At 71.6% G+C, this 17,447-nt stretch carries 14 protein-coding genes; 9 read left to right on the top strand and 5 right to left on the bottom strand.

The window, feature by feature from the left end; genetic code table 11:
* The 3 genes from RM812_RS26545 to glgB form a co-directional block, all read left to right on the top strand.
* Positions 1-392, top strand: a 392-nt coding sequence (locus RM812_RS26545; RefSeq protein WP_311576967.1) for an alpha-glucosidase C-terminal domain-containing protein, incomplete at its 5' end; no start/stop codon positions are given.
* 98 nt (positions 393-490) lie between these two features.
* Positions 491-1,885: a maltokinase N-terminal cap-like domain-containing protein gene (locus tag RM812_RS26540; protein ID WP_311576964.1), complete on the top strand. Its 1,395-nt coding sequence runs from the start codon at positions 491-493 to the stop codon at positions 1,883-1,885.
* A gap of 40 nt (positions 1,886-1,925) precedes the next feature.
* The gene (glgB, locus tag RM812_RS26535) at positions 1,926-4,457 is read left to right on the top strand and encodes a 1,4-alpha-glucan branching enzyme (RefSeq protein ID WP_311576961.1); all 2,532 of its coding nucleotides are present in this window, start codon (positions 1,926-1,928) and stop codon (positions 4,455-4,457) included.
* A gap of 25 nt (positions 4,458-4,482) precedes the next feature.
* Here glgB and RM812_RS26530 read toward each other — a convergent pair whose 3' ends face one another.
* The 4 genes from RM812_RS26530 to RM812_RS26515 form a co-directional block, all read right to left on the bottom strand.
* Positions 4,483-6,750, bottom strand: a complete 2,268-nt coding sequence (locus RM812_RS26530; protein WP_311576976.1) for a HelD family protein — start codon at positions 6,748-6,750, stop codon at positions 4,483-4,485.
* Positions 6,751-6,869: 119 nt separating this feature from the next.
* A complete protein-coding gene (locus RM812_RS26525; RefSeq protein ID WP_311576973.1) occupies positions 6,870-7,184 on the bottom strand; it encodes a thioredoxin family protein in 315 nt (104 codons plus the stop codon).
* Between the two features lie 11 nt (positions 7,185-7,195).
* Positions 7,196-7,594 (bottom strand): MerR family transcriptional regulator, encoded by a 399-nt coding sequence (locus tag RM812_RS26520; protein ID WP_311576958.1) that lies wholly within the window; start codon positions 7,592-7,594, stop codon positions 7,196-7,198.
* A gap of 142 nt (positions 7,595-7,736) precedes the next feature.
* Positions 7,737-9,128: a cation:dicarboxylate symporter family transporter gene (locus RM812_RS26515; RefSeq protein ID WP_311576955.1), complete on the bottom strand. Its 1,392-nt coding sequence runs from the start codon at positions 9,126-9,128 to the stop codon at positions 7,737-7,739.
* A 153-nt stretch (positions 9,129-9,281) separates the two neighbouring features.
* On the opposite strand from RM812_RS26515, the gene RM812_RS26510 reads away from it, so the two are divergent.
* Both RM812_RS26510 and RM812_RS26505 read left to right on the top strand, forming a co-directional pair.
* The gene (locus RM812_RS26510) at positions 9,282-11,381 is read left to right on the top strand and encodes an ATP-binding protein (RefSeq protein ID WP_311576951.1); all 2,100 of its coding nucleotides are present in this window, start codon (positions 9,282-9,284) and stop codon (positions 11,379-11,381) included.
* A complete protein-coding gene (locus tag RM812_RS26505) occupies positions 11,378-12,064 on the top strand; it encodes a response regulator (RefSeq protein ID WP_311576948.1) in 687 nt (228 codons plus the stop codon). Before RM812_RS26510 ends, RM812_RS26505 begins: the two co-directional genes overlap by 4 nt.
* 307 nt (positions 12,065-12,371) lie before the next feature.
* Here RM812_RS26505 and RM812_RS26500 read toward each other — a convergent pair whose 3' ends face one another.
* Positions 12,372-12,992: a TetR family transcriptional regulator gene (locus tag RM812_RS26500; RefSeq protein WP_311576945.1), complete on the bottom strand. Its 621-nt coding sequence runs from the start codon at positions 12,990-12,992 to the stop codon at positions 12,372-12,374.
* A 119-nt stretch (positions 12,993-13,111) separates the two neighbouring features.
* Between RM812_RS26500 and RM812_RS26495 the strand changes: the two genes are divergently transcribed.
* The 4 genes from RM812_RS26495 to RM812_RS26480 all read left to right on the top strand — a co-directional run bounded on the left by RM812_RS26495 (position 13,112) and on the right by RM812_RS26480 (position 17,405).
* Positions 13,112-13,972, top strand: coding sequence for an enoyl-CoA hydratase/isomerase family protein (locus RM812_RS26495; RefSeq protein ID WP_311576942.1), 861 nt, complete (start codon positions 13,112-13,114; stop codon positions 13,970-13,972).
* A gap of 228 nt (positions 13,973-14,200) precedes the next feature.
* Entirely contained in the window at positions 14,201-15,571 is a 1,371-nt protein-coding gene (locus tag RM812_RS26490; protein WP_311576939.1) for an extracellular solute-binding protein, read from the top strand.
* Positions 15,568-16,524 carry a carbohydrate ABC transporter permease gene (locus RM812_RS26485; protein WP_311576936.1) on the top strand — a complete coding sequence of 319 codons (957 nt, stop codon included), beginning with the start codon at positions 15,568-15,570 and terminating at the stop codon, positions 16,522-16,524. Before RM812_RS26490 ends, RM812_RS26485 begins: the two co-directional genes overlap by 4 nt.
* Positions 16,525-16,529: 5 nt before the next feature.
* Positions 16,530-17,405 (top strand): carbohydrate ABC transporter permease, encoded by an 876-nt coding sequence (locus RM812_RS26480; RefSeq protein ID WP_311576932.1) that lies wholly within the window; start codon positions 16,530-16,532, stop codon positions 17,403-17,405.
* Positions 17,406-17,447: the final 42 nt, after the last annotated feature.

The following is a 17,447-nucleotide window of genomic DNA, read 5'->3' as shown; positions in this document are numbered from 1 at the left end:
TCTACGGCTACCAGGTGACGAACGTCGAGGCGTCCATGGCCTCGCCGTCCTCGCTGCTGCACTGGACCCGCCGCATGATCGAGATCCGCAAGCAGAACCCCGCCTTCGGCCTGGGCTCGTACACCGAACTGCCCTCCACCAACCCCGCGGTGCTGGCCTTCCTGCGGGAGGCCCCACCGAACGGGGAGGACGGTGACGACCTGGTGCTGTGCGTCCACAACTTCTCCCGGTTCGCGCAGCCCACCGAGCTCGACCTGAGCGCCTTCGAGGGCCGCCACCCGGTCGAGCTGTTCGGCGGAGTCCGCTTCCCCGCGGTCGGCGCACTGCCGTACCTGCTGACCCTGGCGGGGCACGGCTTCTACTGGTTCCGGCTGCGCAAGGACGCCCTCTAGGACGTACCGGCCCGATCCCCGGGCGGGGCGGTTTCCGCCGCCCCGCCCGGGGCACGCATCACTAGCACCCCGACGACCCGGGGAAAGGACGCGACGCCATGTCGGAAGCCGTCACACGCACCGTCACGAACCCGCCAGGCCTCCTTGCGTCACTTGATCCACTGCTGCGGGACTGGCTGCCGCGGCAACGCTGGTTCGCGGGCAAAGGGCGCCCGGTCACCGGGTTCGCGCTGGTCGCCGCCACCGAACTGCTCCCGGCCGACGCCCGCCTCGGCCTGTACCACGTGCTGGTCCGCGCCCACCAGCAGCTCGTGCCGGGACCGGGTGCGCCCGAGGAGCCCGGCGACTGCTACCAGCTCCTCATAGGCGTGCGCGAGGCGCTGCCGCCCCGGCTGGCGCCCGCGCTCATCGGGCACGTGACCGAAGGCCCCCTGGCCGGACGCACCGCCTACGACGCCCTGTACGACACCCGGCCCGCCGAGGTGCTCCTGGAGGCACTGCGCACCCAGGCCCGCATCGGCGGGCTTCGCTTCGAGCGGGACCGGCGCCGGGAGATCCGCACCGGACTGGTGCCGCGACTGATGACCGCCGAGCAGTCCAACTCCTCGGTCGTATATGGAGATACGTTTATTCTCAAGGTGCTGCGCCGGATCGTGCCCGGCGTCAACCCCGACCTGGAGCTGCCGCTGGCGCTGGCCCGCGCGGGCTGCCCCCGGGTTCCGGCGCCGGCCGGGTGGATGGTGGCGGACCTGGGCGGCCGGTCCTGGGTGCTGGGGGTGCTCCAGCCGTATGTGCAGGGCGCGACGGACGGCTGGGAGCTGGCCCTGCGCGAGCCGGCCAAGGGGGAGGACTTCACCGCCGAGGCGCGGGCGCTCGGGCGGGCCACCGCCGAGGTGCACACCGCGCTGGCCCGCGCGCTGCCGACCGTCACCCTCGGCCACGGCCGGATACGGCAGCTCGCCGACGGCATGATCGAACGGCTGGAGGAGGCCGCGCGGGCGGTGCCCCTGCTGCGCCCGTACGCGCCCGGACTGCGCACGGCCTTCACCGCGCTGGGCGACCTCGCCGCCGAGGGACGTACCTGGACGGCCCAGCGCGTCCACGGCGACCTGCACCTGGGCCAGTGCCTGCGCTCGCCCTCCGGTCAGTGGTCGCTGATCGACTTCGAGGGGGAGCCGGCGAAACCGCTGGCCGAGCGGCGGATGCCCCAGCCGCCGGTGCGGGACGTCGCCGCGATGCTGCGCTCCTTCGACTACGCGGCGCACTCGGCCGACGCCCCGGTGCCGGGCTGGGCCGGTGCGTGCCGGGCCGCGTACTGCACCGGGTACGCGGAGGTCACCGGCCGGGATCCGCGCACGGACCCGGTGATGCTGCGCGCCCACGAGACGGACAAGGCGGTCTACGAGGTCCTGTACGAGGCCCGGCACCGTCCCGACTGGCTGGCGGTGCCGCTGTCCGCGGTGCGCCGCCTGGCCACGCCCGAACCGGTATGACGCCACCGCTCGATCCCATGTCGCCCAGGAGGCTCCACCCGTGACCCCCCGCCCCTCGCCCAGCGGTCCCGACCCGAAGAAGACGGCCGAGGAGAAGACGGCCGAGGAGAAGAGCGCCGCGAAGAAGGCGGCGCCGCCTGAGAAGGCGGTGGCCGCGAAGAGGAACGCGAAGAAGACGGCCGCCAAGACGCCGGCCGCGAAGAAGACGGCTGCGAAGGAGCCTGTCGCCAAGAAGGCCGCGGCGGCGAGGAAGAGCACGCCGAAGAGCACGGCCAACAGCACGGCGAAGACCGCGAAGAGGGCCCCCTCCAAGAGGGCTCCTGCCAGGAAGCCCCCTGCCGGGAAGGCACCCGCGACCGCCGTCCCCGCCCCGGTGGCAGCCGCCGTCTCCCCCGCCCTCGACCCCGTCGACCGGGAGCGGCTGATCGCCGGCACGCACCACGACCCGCACTCCGTCCTCGGCGCCCACCGGGTGCCCGGCGGAGTCGCCTTCCGGACCTTCAGGCCGTACGCCCTGGCGGTCACCCTGCTGTCCGGGGAGCTGCGGGCCGAACTGCGCGACGACGGGGACGGGTTCTTCTCGGCACTGCTCCCGCTGACCGATGTCCCCCCGTACCGGCTCCTCGTGACGTACGACGGGAGCGCCCAGGAGGTGGAGGACCCGTACCGCTTCCTGCCCACGCTGGGCGACCTCGACCTGTATCTGATCGGCGAGGGCCGGCACGAGCAGCTGTGGCAGGCGCTCGGCGCGCATCCGACCACCCACGAGGGCGTCACGGGCACCCGCTTCGCGGTGTGGGCGCCCCATGCGCGCGGGGTGCGGGTGGCCGCCGGCTTCAACTTCTGGGACGGCACCGGCCACCCGATGCGGTCGCTCGGCTCGACCGGCGTGTGGGAGCTGTTCCTGCCCGGCATCGGCGCGGGCGAGCTGTACAAGTTCGAGATCACCCGGCCCGACGGCTCGCGCACCTTCCGCGCCGACCCGCTGGCCCGCCGTACGGAGGTACCACCCGCCACCTCCTCCGTGGTGCACGCCTCGGAGTACGCCTGGGGGGACGAGGAGTGGCTGGCCCGGCGTGCGGACGTGCCCGCGCACGAGGCGCCGATGTCGGTGTACGAGGTCCACCTGCCGTCCTGGCGCCCGGGGTTGTCCTACCGCGAGCTGGCCGAACAACTCCCCGCCTACGTCAAGGACCTCGGTTTCACGCACGTCGAGCTGATGCCCGTCGCCGAGCATCCCTTCGGCGGCTCCTGGGGCTACCAGGTCACCGGCTTCTACGCGCCCACGGCCCGCCTCGGCGACCCCGACGACTTCCGGTACCTGGTGGACCGGCTGCACCGGGCGGGCATCGGCGTCCTGATGGACTGGGTGCCGGCGCACTTCCCGCGCGACGACTGGGCGCTGGCCGAGTTCGACGGCCGCCCGCTGTACGAGCACGCCGACCCGCTGCGGGCCGCGCACCCGGACTGGGGCACGCTGGAGTTCGACTTCGGGCGCCGGGAGGTGCGCAACTTCCTGGTGGCCAACGCCGTGTACTGGTGCGAGGAGTTCCACATCGACGGGCTGCGGGTCGACGCGGTCGCCTCGATGCTCTACCTGGACTACTCGCGCGAGCCGGGCCGGTGGACGCCGAACGAGCACGGGGGCCGGGAGAACCTGGACGCGGTGGCGTTCCTCCAGGAGATGAACGCGACGGTGTACCGCCGGGTGCCGGGTGTCGTGACCGTCGCGGAGGAGTCGACGGCCTGGGACGGGGTCACGCGGGCCACGCACCACGAGGGGCCGAGCGGGTTCGGCGGGCTGGGGTTCGGGCTGAAGTGGAACATGGGCTGGATGCACGACTCGCTCCGGTACATGAGCCACGAGCCGGTGCACCGCAAGTACCACCACGGCGAGATGACCTTCTCCATGGTGTACGCGTACAGCGAGAACTACGTGCTGCCGATATCCCACGACGAGGTGGTGCACGGCAAGAAGTCGCTGGTGTCGAAGATGCCCGGCGACTGGTGGCAGCAGCGCGCGAACGAGCGGGCGTACCTGGGCTTCATGTGGGCCCATCCCGGCAAGCAGCTGCTGTTCATGGGCCAGGAGTTCGCCCAGGGCGCCGAGTGGTCCGAGGCGGACGGCCCCGACTGGTGGCTGCTCGACCCGCGGTACGGGGCGGCGGCGGACCACCGGGGGGTGCTGGACCTGGTCCGCGACCTCAACACCGTCTACCGGGACACGCCGGCGCTCTGGCGGCGCGACACCCATCCCTCCGGTTTCGCCTGGGTGACCGGGGACGCCGCCGAGGACAACGTCCTCGCGTTCCTGCGCCTGGACGCCGACGGGACGCCGCTGCTGGCGGTGTCGAACTTCTCCCCCGTCGTGCGCCCCGACTACCGCCTCGGCGTCCCCGACGAGGTCCCCGCCTGGCACGAGGTGCTCAACACCGACGCCGCGCGGTACGGCGGCGGCGACGTGGGCAACCCGGACCCGGTCAAGCCGGAGCCGCAGGGGTGGCACGGCCGGCCGGCGAGCATCCGGCTGACCCTGCCACCCCTGGCGACGCTGTGGCTGCGCCCGGCCTGACGGTCAGGTGCGCCCGGCCTGACGGTCAGGCCGCGTCCACGAGCCCCTTCGGCAGCGGCTCGGTGTGCAGCACGCCGAGCCGCTGGGTGGCGCGGGTGAGGGCCACGTACAGGTCGCTCGTGCCGTAGCGGCCGGGCTCGACGACCAGGACGGAGTCGAACTCCAGGCCCTTGGACTGGCGCGGGTCGAGGAGGACGACGGTGTGCGTGAGGTCGGGCTCGGCGCCCGCCGTCACGCCGTCGAGCCGGGCCGCGAGGGCCCGGTGCAGTTCGCGCGGGGCGATGACGGCGAGCCGGCCCTCCTCGGGGGTCAGCTCCCGGGCGGCCTCGGCGACGGCGGCCGGGAGGTCCCCGGTGGCGCGGATCCAGGGCCGTACGCCCGTGGACCGTACCGAACTCGGCGGCGTGAACCGCGGGTCCTCGGCGCGGACCACGGCCGCCGCGACGTCCATGATCTCGGCCGGGGTGCGGTAGTTGACGCCGAGACGGGTGTGCTCCCAGCGGTCCTCCACGTACGGGGCGAGGATCTTCGACCAGGAGCCGACGCCGGCCGCCTCGGCGGTCTGCGCGGGGTCGCCGACCAGGGTCATCGAGCGGGTCGGGCAGCGGCGCATCAGCAGCCGCCACGCCATCGGGGACAGCTCCTGCGCCTCGTCCACGATGATGTGCCCGAAGGCCCAGGTCCGGTCGGCGGCGGCGCGTTCGGCGGCGCTGCGGTGGTCGTCCTCCTCGTGGCGCTCGGCGAAGCGCTCGGCGTCGATGATGTCGTGCGCCGACAGCACCTCCGCCTCCTCCTCGTCCTTGTCCTCGAACTCGTAGGTCCGGGAGGCGTACGACACGTCCAGCACGCCCTGCGCGTACGCGATCTGCTGCTGCCGTTCGCGTTCGGCGCGGGAGCGGGCGATGCGGTCGTCCTCGCCGAGCAGCTCGGCCGCCTCGTCCAGCAGGGGCACGTCCGCGACGGTCCAGCGCCGGGTGACCGGGCGGCGGACGGCGGCGGCGTCCTCCGCGGGGAGGAAGGCCTCGGGGGCGGCGAGGAAGTCGGCGACCAGGCGCTGCGGGGTGAGCCGGGGCCAGAGCTGGTCGATGGCCGACCAGACCTCGGGGTTCTCGGCGAGCTCGTCGCGGATCTGGGTGATGTCGCTGGGGTCGAGGAGGTTGGTGCCGTCGTAGGGGTCGGTACCGATGCGTTCGGCGACCATGTCGGTGAGGGTGTTGAGGATGTGCCCCTCGAAGTGCTCGCGGGCCGCGTTGTGCGGCAGCCTGGCCGCGCGGGTGCGCTCGCGGGCGACGTTGACCAGGTCGTCGTCGAGCATGAGGATCTCGCGGTCGTGCTCGATGGCGATCACCGGGTCGGGCAGCGCCTGCCGGTCGCGGACCGCCTCGGCGAGCACGTCGGCCATGTCGGCGCGGCCCTTCACCGCCGCCGCCTCGGGCGTGTCCGTGGCCGTGGCCTTCACGCCGGGGAACAGCTCGCCGACGGTGGCGAGGAGTACGCCCGTCTCGCCCAGGGAGGGCAGCACCTCGCCGATGTAGCCGAGGAAGGCGGGGTTGGGGCCGACGATGAGGACGGCGCGCTTGGCGAGCAGCTCGCGGTGCTCGTAGAGGAGGTAGGCCGCGCGGTGCAGGGCGACGGCGGTCTTGCCGGTGCCGGGGCCGCCCTCGACGACCAGGACGCCGCGGTGCGGGGCGCGGATGATGCGGTCCTGGTCGGCCTGGATGGTCTGCACGATGTCGCCCATGCGGCCGGTGCGCGCGGAGTTCAGCGCGGCGAGCAGCACGGCGTCGCCGGACGGGTCCTCGTGGCCGGTCCGCGTCTCGTCTCCGACGTCGAGGAACTCGTCGTGCAGGGCGGTGACCGTGCGGCCCTCGCTCGCGATGTGCCGGCGACGGCGCAGGCCCATCGGGGTGTGGCCGGTGGCCAGGTAGAAGGGGCGGGCGACGTCGGCCCGCCAGTCGATCAGGACCGGGGTGCGTTCGGCGTCGTCGGCGCGCAGCCCGATGCGGCCGATGTGGTGGCCCGCGCCGGAGGTGAGGTCGATCCGGCCGAAGCAGAGGGAGCCGTCCACCGCGTTGAGCGCGGCGAGCAGCCCGGAGCGCTCGGCGACCAGGATGTCCCGTTCCAGCCGGGCCTGCATGGGGGTGTTGCCCTGCGCGAGGGCGTCCGTGACCGAGACCTCGGTGTCGCCGCGCAGCGCGTCCACGCGTGCGTAGAGTCCGTCGATGAATTCCTGCTCGTGCCGCAATTCATCGTCCGGAAATTCGGTGTTTGACAATTCCACTCCCGCCCGGATATACTGTGCTCACTGAACTTCTTCGTGGCCTCATTCTCTTGAAGTCACGAACCAACAAATATACGCAAAGAAATCCCCCGAGCGCAATTGCTCGGGGGATTTCTCGTGCCAGGCGCCGGTCAGATCACGTCGGACAGCTCCTCCAGCAGCCGCCGCTTGGGCCGGGAGCCCACCATTGACTTCACCGGCTCACCGTCGCGGAACACCATGAACGTCGGCATGGACAGCACCTTGTACGCGTTCGTGGTCGTCGGGTTCCGGTCGACGTTCAGCTGCACCACCCGCAGCCGGTCCCCTTCCTCCTCAGCGAGGGCGCTGAGTACCGGAGCCATCTGCCGGCACGGTGGACACCAGTCCGCGGTGAACTCCACCAGCACCGGCAGCTCCGCCCCGATCACCTCCGCCGCGAAATCCGCGTCCGTCACCTCGGCCACCCCGCTGTGCGTCATACGTGTCCTCCCAGTTCGCACTTGGGCTCCGGACCCCCCGGAACCGCCGCCTCGGCCCGCGTCAGCTGCGCCGCGACCTGCGCCCGCACCGTCGTGAGCTGCTCGATCAGCGTGTCCAGCTCCGCCAGCTTGCGCCGGTAGACCCCGAGGGAGGCCGGGCACGAGTCGCCCTCGGGGTGCCCGGCGCGCAGGCACTCCACGAACGGCCGGGTCTCCTCCAGGTCGAACCCGAAGTCCTGGAGCGTCCTGATCTGCCGCAGCAGCTTCAGGTCGTCCTCGTCGTACGTCCGGTATCCGTTGCCGGTGCGCCGCGCGGGCAGCAGCCCCCGCGACTCGTAGTACCGCAGCGTCCGCGTCGTGGTCCCGGCCCGTGCGGCCAGCTCGCCGATTCGCATGCGGACGAACGTAAGCCTTGACGCGGACGTCAACGCAAGAAGCCCCGCGCCGGGATGCGCGGGGCTTCTTGCGGGGGGACCGGGCGGCTGAGCGACGGGGGGAGCACCTCAGCCGCCCGGAGTCTGCGCGCGGGCGCGCGCGTCAGGCCTTGGCCAGTTCCTTCTCGCCGCCCTGCTCGGGCAGCTCCGCGGAGGAGTCGCCGTGGCCGCCGTGCCCGTCGTCCAGGAGCGTCTTCTCGTCGAACGGCGCCCGGCCGGCGAGCACCTCGTCCACGCGGGACCGGTCGATCTCCTTCGTCCAGGTGCCGACCAGCACCGTGGCGATGGCGTTGCCCGCGAAGTTGGTCAGGGCACGGGCCTCGCTCATGAAGCGGTCGATGCCGACGATCAGGCCGATGCCGTCCACCAGCGCGGGCTTGTGCGACTGCAGGCCGCCGGCCAGGGTCGCGAGGCCCGCGCCCGTGACACCGGCGGCACCCTTGGAGGCGACGAACAGGAAGAGCAGCAGCGGGATCTGCTCGCCGATCGACATCGGCGTACCCATGGCGTCGGCGATGAACAGCGAGGCCATGGTCATGTAGATCATGGTGCCGTCGAGGTTGAAGGAGTAGCCGGTCGGGACGGTGATGCCGACCACCGGCTTGCTGACGCCCAGGTGCTCCATCTTCGCGATGAGCCGCGGCAGCGCGGACTCGGACGAGGACGTGGACAGGATCAGCAGGAACTCGCGGCCCAGGTACTTGAAGAGCGAGAAGACGTTGACGCCGGAGACGATGCGCAGCAGGGCGCCCAGCACCACGACGACGAACAGGACGCAGGTGACGTAGAAGCCGAGCATCAGCACGGCCAGGCTCTTGAGCGCGTCGAGGCCGGCCGAGCCGGTGACCGCGGCCATGGCACCGAAGGCACCGACCGGGGCGGCCCACATGATCATGGAGAGGACGCGGAAGACCAGGCGCTGGATGTGCTCGATGCCGCGCAGCACCGGCTGGCCGGTGCTGCCCATGGCCTGCAGGGCGAAGCCGCAGAGCAGGGCGATCAACAGGGTCTGGAGGACCTCGCCCTCGGTGAACGCGGAGACGATCGTGGTCGGGATGATGCCGAGCAGGAACTCGGTGGTGTCCTTGGCCTCGGCGTCGACCTGCGCGTGGCCGGTCTCCTTGACGGCGTCCGTGACCGCCAGGCCCGTGCCGGGGTCGAGGATGTTGCCGACGAGCAGGCCGATGGCGAGGGCCACCAGCGACATCACCATGAAGTAGGCGAGCGCGATGCCGCCCACCGCGCCGACCTTGGCGGCCTTGCGCACCGAACCGATGCCCAGCACGATCGTGCAGAAGATGATCGGCGAGATCATCATCTTGATCAGGTTCACGAAGCCGGTGCCGATCGGCTTCAGTTCGACCGCGAAGTCGGGCGCGGCCAGACCGACGGCGATACCGAGGGCGACCGCGACGATCACCGCGATGTAGAGATAGTGCGTGCGGTCCCGCTTGGCTTTGGGTGCGGCAGGTGCCGTAGCGGCGTTGCTGGTCACGGCGGCCCTCCTTGACGACGTCGTCGGCATCACCGGCGTGCGGCTCACGTCCGGGGGTTTGTTTCGGGGATGCGCTGACTATCTCCCGCGCTGTGAGCGCGGTCACCCTTGCGTTCATTTAGTTCATAATCGGCCAAGAGGGAGACTGGCCGCATGCGCCTCAGCGTCCCGAGACCCCGTAGCCTGGCCGGCCAGCTCTTCGCCATGCAGGCCGTGCTGATAGCGGTCGTCGTGGCCGGATACGCGCTGTTCACCTACATCAGCGACCGGGGGCAGGCCCAGGCGGCGGCCGGGCGGCAGGCCAGGTCGGTGGCCCTGGCGATCGCCGACTCGCCGTCCGTGGTGGACGCGATCCGCACCCCCGATCCGACGGCGCGGCTCCAGCCGTACGCGGTGCGGGTCATGCGGGACACCGACGTCGACTTCGTGACGATCATGGATCCGGAGGGCATCCGCTGGACCCACCCCGACCCGGAGCAGATCGGCCTCCCCTTCCGCGGCCACATCGAGCGCGCGCAGCGGGGGGAGACCTTCACGGAGACCTACACCGGCACGCTCGGCCCGTCGGTGCGGGCGGTCACGCCCGTCCAGGACGGCGACCGGGTCGTCGGCCTGGTCAGCGCCGGGATCAAGGTCGAGGAGATCAGCAAGCGGGCGCAGGAGCAGCTGACGGCGCTGATGGCGGTGGCGGCCGGGGCGCTGCTGCTCGGCGCGGTCGGCACGTACGTGATCAACGCCCGGCTGCGGCGGCACACACACGGCATGAACGCGGACGAGCTGAGCCGGATGCACGACTACCATCAGGCGGCGCTGCACGCGGTGCGGGAGGGGCTGCTGATGCTGGACGGGCAGTACCGTGTCGCGTTGATCAACGACGGCGGACGGGAGCTGCTCGGCGTGACCGGTGACGTGGTGGGCACCTCGGTCGCGGACCTGGGGCTGCCGGCGCAGCTCACGGGGGCCCTGCTGGCGTCCGGGCCGCGGGTGGACGAGGTGCATCTGACGGCGGAGCGGGTGCTGGTGGTCAACACCTCACCGGTCTCCGGCGGGGAGCACCGGGGCACGGTGGTGACCCTGCGCGACGTGACCGAGCTCCAGTCGCTGATGGGCGAGCTGAACTCGGAGCGCGGCTTCACCCAGGCGCTGCGCTCGCAGGCGCACGAGGCGGCCAACCGGCTGCACACGGTCGTCTCGCTGATCGAGCTGGGGCGCTCGGAGGAGGCCGTGGAGTTCGCGACGGCCGAACTGGAGCTGGCGCAGGCGCTCACCGACCAGGTGGTGGCGGCGGTGGGCGAGCCGGTGCTGGCCGCGCTGCTGCTGGGCAAGACGGCGCAGGCCAACGAGCGGGGAGTGGAGCTGGTGGTGTCGCAGGACAGCCGACTGGACGACGGCCTGCTGCCGCCGTCCCTGCCCGCGCGGGACCTGGTGACGATCCTGGGCAACCTGGTGGACAACGCGGTGGACGCGGCCCAGGGCCGGGTGCCGTCGCGGGTGACGGTGGCGGCGTACACGGACGCGGCCGGGGGCGGCGGGTCCGGAGCGGTCGCCGAGGGCAGCAGCACCCGAGCCGTCACCGGGGGCAGCAGCACCCGAGCGGTCGCCGGGGGCGGCAACACCCGAGCCGTCACCGAAGGCAGCAGCACCCGAGCCGTCACCGAGGGCAGCAGCACCCGAGCGGTCACCGAGGGCAGCAGCACCCGAGCGGTCACCGAGGGCAGCAGCACCCGAGCGGTCGCCGGAGGCGGCGGCACCCGAGCGGTCGCCGGGGGCGGCAGCACCCGAGCGGTCGCCGGGGGCGGCAGCACCCGAGCGGTCGCCGGGGGCGGCGGCACCCGAGCGGTCGCCGGGGGCGGCGGCACCCGAGCGGTCGCCGGGGGCGGCGACACCGGGGCGGTCGCCGGCACCGGCCCCGAGGTGCCCGCGGGCGGCGCAGGCTCCGGAGTACCGGCCCGGCGCGGCGGGTCCGAGCTGGTGCTGCGGGTGTCGGACACCGGCGCGGGCGTCGACCCGGACCATGCCGACCTGCTCTTCCAGCGGGGTTTCTCGACGAAGCCGGCCGGCGAGGGCGGGCGGGGCCTCGGGCTGGCGCTGGTGCGGCAGGCGGTGCAACGGCACGGCGGCACCCTGACCGTGGCGGAGGCCGAGGGCGGCGGCGCCCGGTTCGAGGCGCGGCTGCCGCTGGGCGTCGGCGGGGACGCCCCGTCACCGTCGAACACTCCGGCGGACGGACAGGCCTCCGGGGGCGCGGTATGACCCAGGAGCAGCCCATCCGCGTCCTGGTCGTCGAGGACGACCCCGTCGCCGCCGACGCGCACGTGATGTACGTCGGCCGGGTACCGGGGTTCACGGCGGTCGGCAAGGCGCACACCGGGGCGGAGGCGCGGCGCGTACTGGACCGTACGCCGGTGGACCTGCTCCTGCTCGACCTGCACCTGCCGGACGTGCACGGACTGCAGTTGGCCCGTTCGCTGCGGGCGACGGGGCATCACACCGACGTGATAGCGGTGACGTCGGCCCGGGACCTGGCGGTCGTCCGGGAGGGCGTGTCGCTGGGAGTCGTCCAGTACGTGCTGAAGCCGTTCACCTTCGCGACCCTGCGCGACCGCCTGGTGCGGTACGCGGAGTTCCGGGGTGCGGCCGGGGAGGCGAGCGGCCAGGACGAGGTGGACCGGGCGCTGGCCACGCTGCGCGCTCCCGGTCCGGCCGCCCTGCCGAAGGGGCTGAGCGCGCCCACGCTGGAGCGGGTGACGGGCGCGCTGCGGGGCGCGGAGGAGGGCCTCACGGCGGCCGGGGTGGCCGAGGCCGTCGGCATCTCACGGATCACGGCCCGGCGCTATCTGGAGCACCTGGTGGACGCGGGCCGGGCGGGACGGAGCCCGCTCTACGGTCAGGTGGGGCGGCCGGAGTTGGTGTACCGGTGGGCCCGGGGTCGTTGACGCCGGGCGCTCAGCAGCGTGGCGGGGGCCGGCGCTCCGGGCATCACCTGGCGCTCGCGGCTTGACTCTCCAGTGACGGGAGACCGGGGAGCGGGCGTCATGAACGGCGCGACGCCCGCACTCGATCGGTGAACCGTCGGCCGGCGGTGAAGGCCAGGCACCCACCCCGCGACCTGGACGACGACCGTGCGACGCCGGTGCGTTCGCCCCCGCGGGCGGTGTGGGACGAATCCCGCTTGCGGGACGGGCCGCCGGGCCTGCCCACTTCCCTCGGAACTGGCGAAGCCGTGTGGCGAAGCCCCGGTTCCTACGACGACACAGCGTCCGTCTGCCCGCGCGCCGGGGTGGAGAAGGCGGCGAAAGCGGCGTCCAGCAGTTCGCCGAGATCCTCTTGGCCGCCGCTCGCGCTCCACTGCCCGAGGACGATCCACAGGCATTCGAGCGCCGCCGCGACGCGCACGTCGGCAATGACCGGTGATCCGTCGGCCGAGGAGGCCGTCTCCCGCAGCCGGGCGACGATCTCCGGTCGCCATTCAGTCTGCTTCTCCCGGAGCCGTGCGCACAGCGCCGGGGTCTGGTCGATGAGGCCGAGGATCGTCACGAGTTCCTGGACGTCGCGGACGAGGAACGTGACGGCCGACTCGAGAGCGTCGCGCAACCTGCCCCAGTCGTCCTCGTTGGCCCGGTCCGCTTCGAGCGCGTCGGCGATGACGTCACCGACCGGGTCGAAGACGAACAGGACCACGTCCTCCTTGGTCCCGAAGTAGCGCAGGAAGGTGCTCCGCGACACTCCGGCGGCCTCGGCGAGGTCGGCGAAGGTGACCTGGTCGAAGCCGGTGAGACAGAACCGGTTGAAAGCCACGCGGGCCAGCTCCGCCCGCACCGCGTGACGGCCGATCTCACGGGTACCGACGGGTGCTGCGCTCATGGAGCCAAGCGTACTCCGACACACTCGTTTGCTTAAATGGGCACGGGTTCCTAACCTGATACTCAGTGTCAGTCGCGACGCTGGGTATCGCACACCTTCATTCGAGTTGGAGCAACCCCATGAGCTATGACGACCTCTCCGCCCTGACGATCGACGTCTCGGACGGGGTCGCGACGGTGACGATCGATCACCCGCCGCTCAATCTGATGGACGCGGTCCTGCTGCCGTCCCTCCGGGCGTTCATCGCGCGGGTGCGCGACGACGCCGACGTCCGCGCCATCGTCTTCGAGAGCGCCGACCCCGAGTTCTTCATCGCGCACGGTGACATGGCCTACCTCACCGACCCCGACGCACTGCCCGCGGCCACCCGCGCCGCGATCGCGGCCGCACCGAACGCGACCATTCCCGACGGTCTGAACATCCTCCAGGCGATGAGCGAGGAGGTCCGCTCACTGCCGCAGGTCACCATCGGCAAGCTCTCGGGTCTCGCCCGCGGCGCGGGCAACGAGTTCTTCATGTACCTGGACATGCGCTTCGCGGCGATCGGCAAGTCGGGGCAGGCTCAGCCGGAGTCCTTGATGGGGATCCTCCCCGGAGGCGGCGGCACGGTGAACATGACGCGCCTGACGGGCCGGGCCCGCGCGCTCGAGCTCATCCTCGGCGCCGAACTCGTGGGCGCGGAGCTCGCGGAACGATACGGCCTGATCAACCGCGCGCTGCCCGCCGGGGAACTCGACGCGTTCGTCGACACTCTGGCCCGGCGGATCGCCGGCCTGCGACCGGAGGTGATCACCATCACCAAGGCCGCGGTCGACGCGGTCGCGCCTCCGGTCCCTCGTGCGGCGTATGCCGTGGAGAACGAGGGCCTGTTCGCGGCGTTCGGCGACGAGGTCACCGAACTCGCCCACAAGCTGCTCGCCGCCGGCATCCAGACCCGTGAGGGCGAACGGGATCACGAGCGCATCGCCAACAGCATCTGAGCCGAGTGCCCGAGCGCTCGCCGGCAGACCTTGCGTGGGGCCCCGCCGTCGGTGACGGGGCCCCTCCGGACATGCCCGGCAAAGCCGGCCACCTCCTGCAGCCGAAGTGGCGACATCACCCCCAGGGCTCAATCCGCCGCACACGCATTGACCTGACCAGACCACCCCTCTTACGTTCACCGAGCAGCCGTCCCGGCCACAGCGTCGTGCCCGTAGGAGGTCGTGCCCGTGCGCCCCACCGTCCGGTTCACCGCTCTGTTCACCCTCACCGCGCTCGCCTCCACCACCCTCGCCGCGTGCGGCAGCGGCTCCGGCAGCGATCCGGACACGGTGAAGGTCTCCTTCAAACAGTCGACGGACAACTCCATCAAGGTGATGGACACCTACCTCGGCGACATCAAGGAGCAGTTCGAGAAGGCCAACCCGGGCAAGAAGGTCGAGCTGGTGCCGATCAAGGCGCCGGACTCTGAGTACTACACCAAGCTCCAGCAGATGCTCCGCTCCCCCAAGACCGCGCCGGACCTGGTCTACGAGGACACCTTCCTCATCAACTCCGACATCACCAGCGGGTACTTGAAATCCCTCGACGACTACCTGGCGAAGTGGGGGGACTGGGACCGGTTCATCGGCACCGCCAAGGCGGCGGCGAAGGGCGAGGACGGCAGGACGTACGGCGTCCCGGACGGCACCGACACCCGGGGACTGTGGTTCGGCAAGGACGTCTTCGCCAAGGCCGGCCTGCCCGCCGACTGGCAGCCGAAGACGTGGGACGACGTGCTGGACGCGGCCCGCACGATCAAGGAGAAGGTGCCCGGAGTCGTCCCCCTCAACGTCTACACCGGCAAGCCCGCCGGCGAGGCCGCCACCATGCAGGGCTTCGAGATGCTGCTGTACGGCACGGGCGACGGAACCACGGACCCGCTCTACGACAAGGGCAGCAGGAAGTGGATCGCGGCGGGGCAGGGCTTCGAGGACTCCCTGCGCTTCGTCGAGACCGTCTACAAGGAGAAGCTCGGCCCGGAGGTCTCCGACGCGCTCGACCCCAACTTCGGTACGAAGGTGCGCGGTGAGCTGCTTCCGCAGGGCAAGCTCGGTATCGCCCTGGACGGCTCCTGGCTGCCGCAGGACTGGCTGGAGGGCAGCGGGCACGAGTGGCCCGAGTGGTCGCAGGAGCTGGGGCTGGCGGCCATGCCCACGCAGAACGGGCAGGCGCCGGGCCGGGTGAGCATGTCCGGCGGCTGGACCTGGGCGATCCCGGCCAAGGCGGCCAACCCCGACCTGGCCTTCGAGTTCATCAAGACGATGCAGACCAAGGCCAACGCCCAGAAGTGGTACGTCGCCAACTCCGGCATCGCGGTCCGCGAGGACGTGGCGGAGGATCCCGCGTACGTCGACGCCCAGCCCGGCATCGAGTTCTTCACCGACCTCGTCGCCGACACCCACTACCGGCCCGCCTACCCCGCGTATCCCAAGGTCTCCGTCGCCATCCAGGAGGCCATGGAGGGCGTGACGACCGGTGACAAGTCGGTCGAGGAGGCGGCGCGCGGCTACGACGAGGCGCTGAAGGAGGCCACCGACAACCAGGTGGTCAGGAAGTGACCGCGGCCACCCCGCCGCACGCGGGACCGGAGTTCCGGAAAGTCCCGCCGGTCCCCCCAACCCCGTCCCCGGCCCGCCGCGCGCGGACCGTCACCGCCCGCCGCTCCCTGCTGCGCGCCCTGCCCGTCTCCCCCGCCGTCGTCCTGCTGCTGCTCTTCCTCGCCGGTCCGATCGCCTACTGCGTCGTCATCGCCTTCACGGACCTCCAGCTCACCGGGCAGGCCGAGGAGTCCTTCGTCGGATTCGAGAACTTCCGGCGGGCGTTCCAGGACGAGGCGTTCCTCAACGCCGTGTGGCTGACCCTGGTGTTCACAGTGCTGTCGTCGCTGATCGGGCAGAACACCCTGGGTCTGGCGCTGGCCTCGCTGATGCAGCGGGCCTCGAAGCCGGTCCGTACGCTCACCGGCGGCATCGTCGTCACGGCGTGGGTGCTGCCGGAAGTGGTGGCGGGCTTCCTGCTCTACGCCTTCTTCCGCCGTGAGGGCACCCTCAACGCCCTCCTCGACTGGCTCCACCTGCCCTCCCAGAACTGGCTGTTCACCCTGCCGATCCTGGCGGTGTCCTTCGCCAACGTCTGGCGGGGCACGGCGTTCTCGATGCTCGTCTACTCCGCCGCCCTGAACGAGATCCCCAAGGAGATCACCGAGGCCGCCGCAGTGGACGGCGCGAGCGGCTGGCGCCGGATGTGGCACATCACCCTGCCGATGATCCGGCGCTCCATCGGCACCAACCTCATGCTCAACACCCTGCAGACCCTGTCGGTCTTCGGCCTGATCTGGGTGATGACGCGCGGCGGGCCGAGCGGCAAGAGCCAGACGCTGCCGCTGTTCATGTACGAACAGGCCTTCCAGAACAGCCTGATCGGCTACGGCACGGCGGTGGCGCTGCTGCTGTTGCTGATCGGCTCGCTGTTCTCGGTCGTGTACCTGCGCCTGCTGCGGACGGAGGTCTGACCCCCATGGCCCCTACGGTCCCTACGGCCCCTGAGGCCCCTGCGACACGCCCGCCCGCCGGGCGTCGTACGAAGCGCCGGCTGGCCGCCGACGCCGGTCTGCTCGTGGTCGCCGCCGCCTTCGTGCTGCCGCTTGCCTGGGTGGTGCTGTCCGCCCTGGACCCGCACGCGAGCCTCAGGGTGAAGGCGCCCGACGGTCTGACGCTGGACCACTTCGACGCGATCCTCACCCAGGACATCACCTTCAGGCCCTTGCTCAACAGCCTGGTCCTGTGCGGCGGCGCGACCCTGCTGACGGTGGTCTGCGCGGCGCTCGCCGCGTATCCGCTCTCCCGCTTCCGGTCGCGGCTGAACCGGCCGTTCCTGCTGACCGTCCTGTTCGCGACCAGCCTGCCGATCACCGCGGTCATGGTGCCGGTCTACGCCCTCTTCGTGCGGGTGAACCTGATCGACACCATGCAGGGGACGATCTTCTTCTTCGCCGCCTCCCAGCTCCCCTTCGCCATCTGGCTGATGAAGAACTTCATGGACGGCGTGCCCAAGGAGCTGGAGGAGGCGGCGTGGACGGACGGGGCGTCGTCGTTCCAGTCGCTGCTGCGGATCGTGCTGCCGCTGATGGGGCCGGGGGTGGCGGTGGTGACGGTGTTCTCGTTCGTGATGATGTGGGGGAACTTCTTCGTCCCCTTCATGCTGCTGCTCACCCCGGACCAGATGCCCGCCTCGGTGAGCATCAACGACTTCTTCGGCAACCGGGGCATGGTGGCCTACGGGCAGCTCGCGGCGTTCTCGATCGTCTACTCGACGCCGGTCGTCCTGCTGTACGTGCTGATCTCCCGGCGGCTGGGCGGGGGGTTCGCGCTGGGCGGGGCGGTCAAGGGGTGAACGACCCCACGGGTGTCCGCATCCGCCCGTACGTTCCTACAA

Origin of the sequence: Streptomyces lancefieldiae (genome assembly GCF_031845825.1) — a bacterium.
Classification (GTDB): Bacteria; Actinomycetota; Actinomycetes; order Streptomycetales; family Streptomycetaceae; genus Streptomyces; species Streptomyces lancefieldiae.
This window is presented reverse-complemented; position numbering and strand designations above follow the sequence as displayed.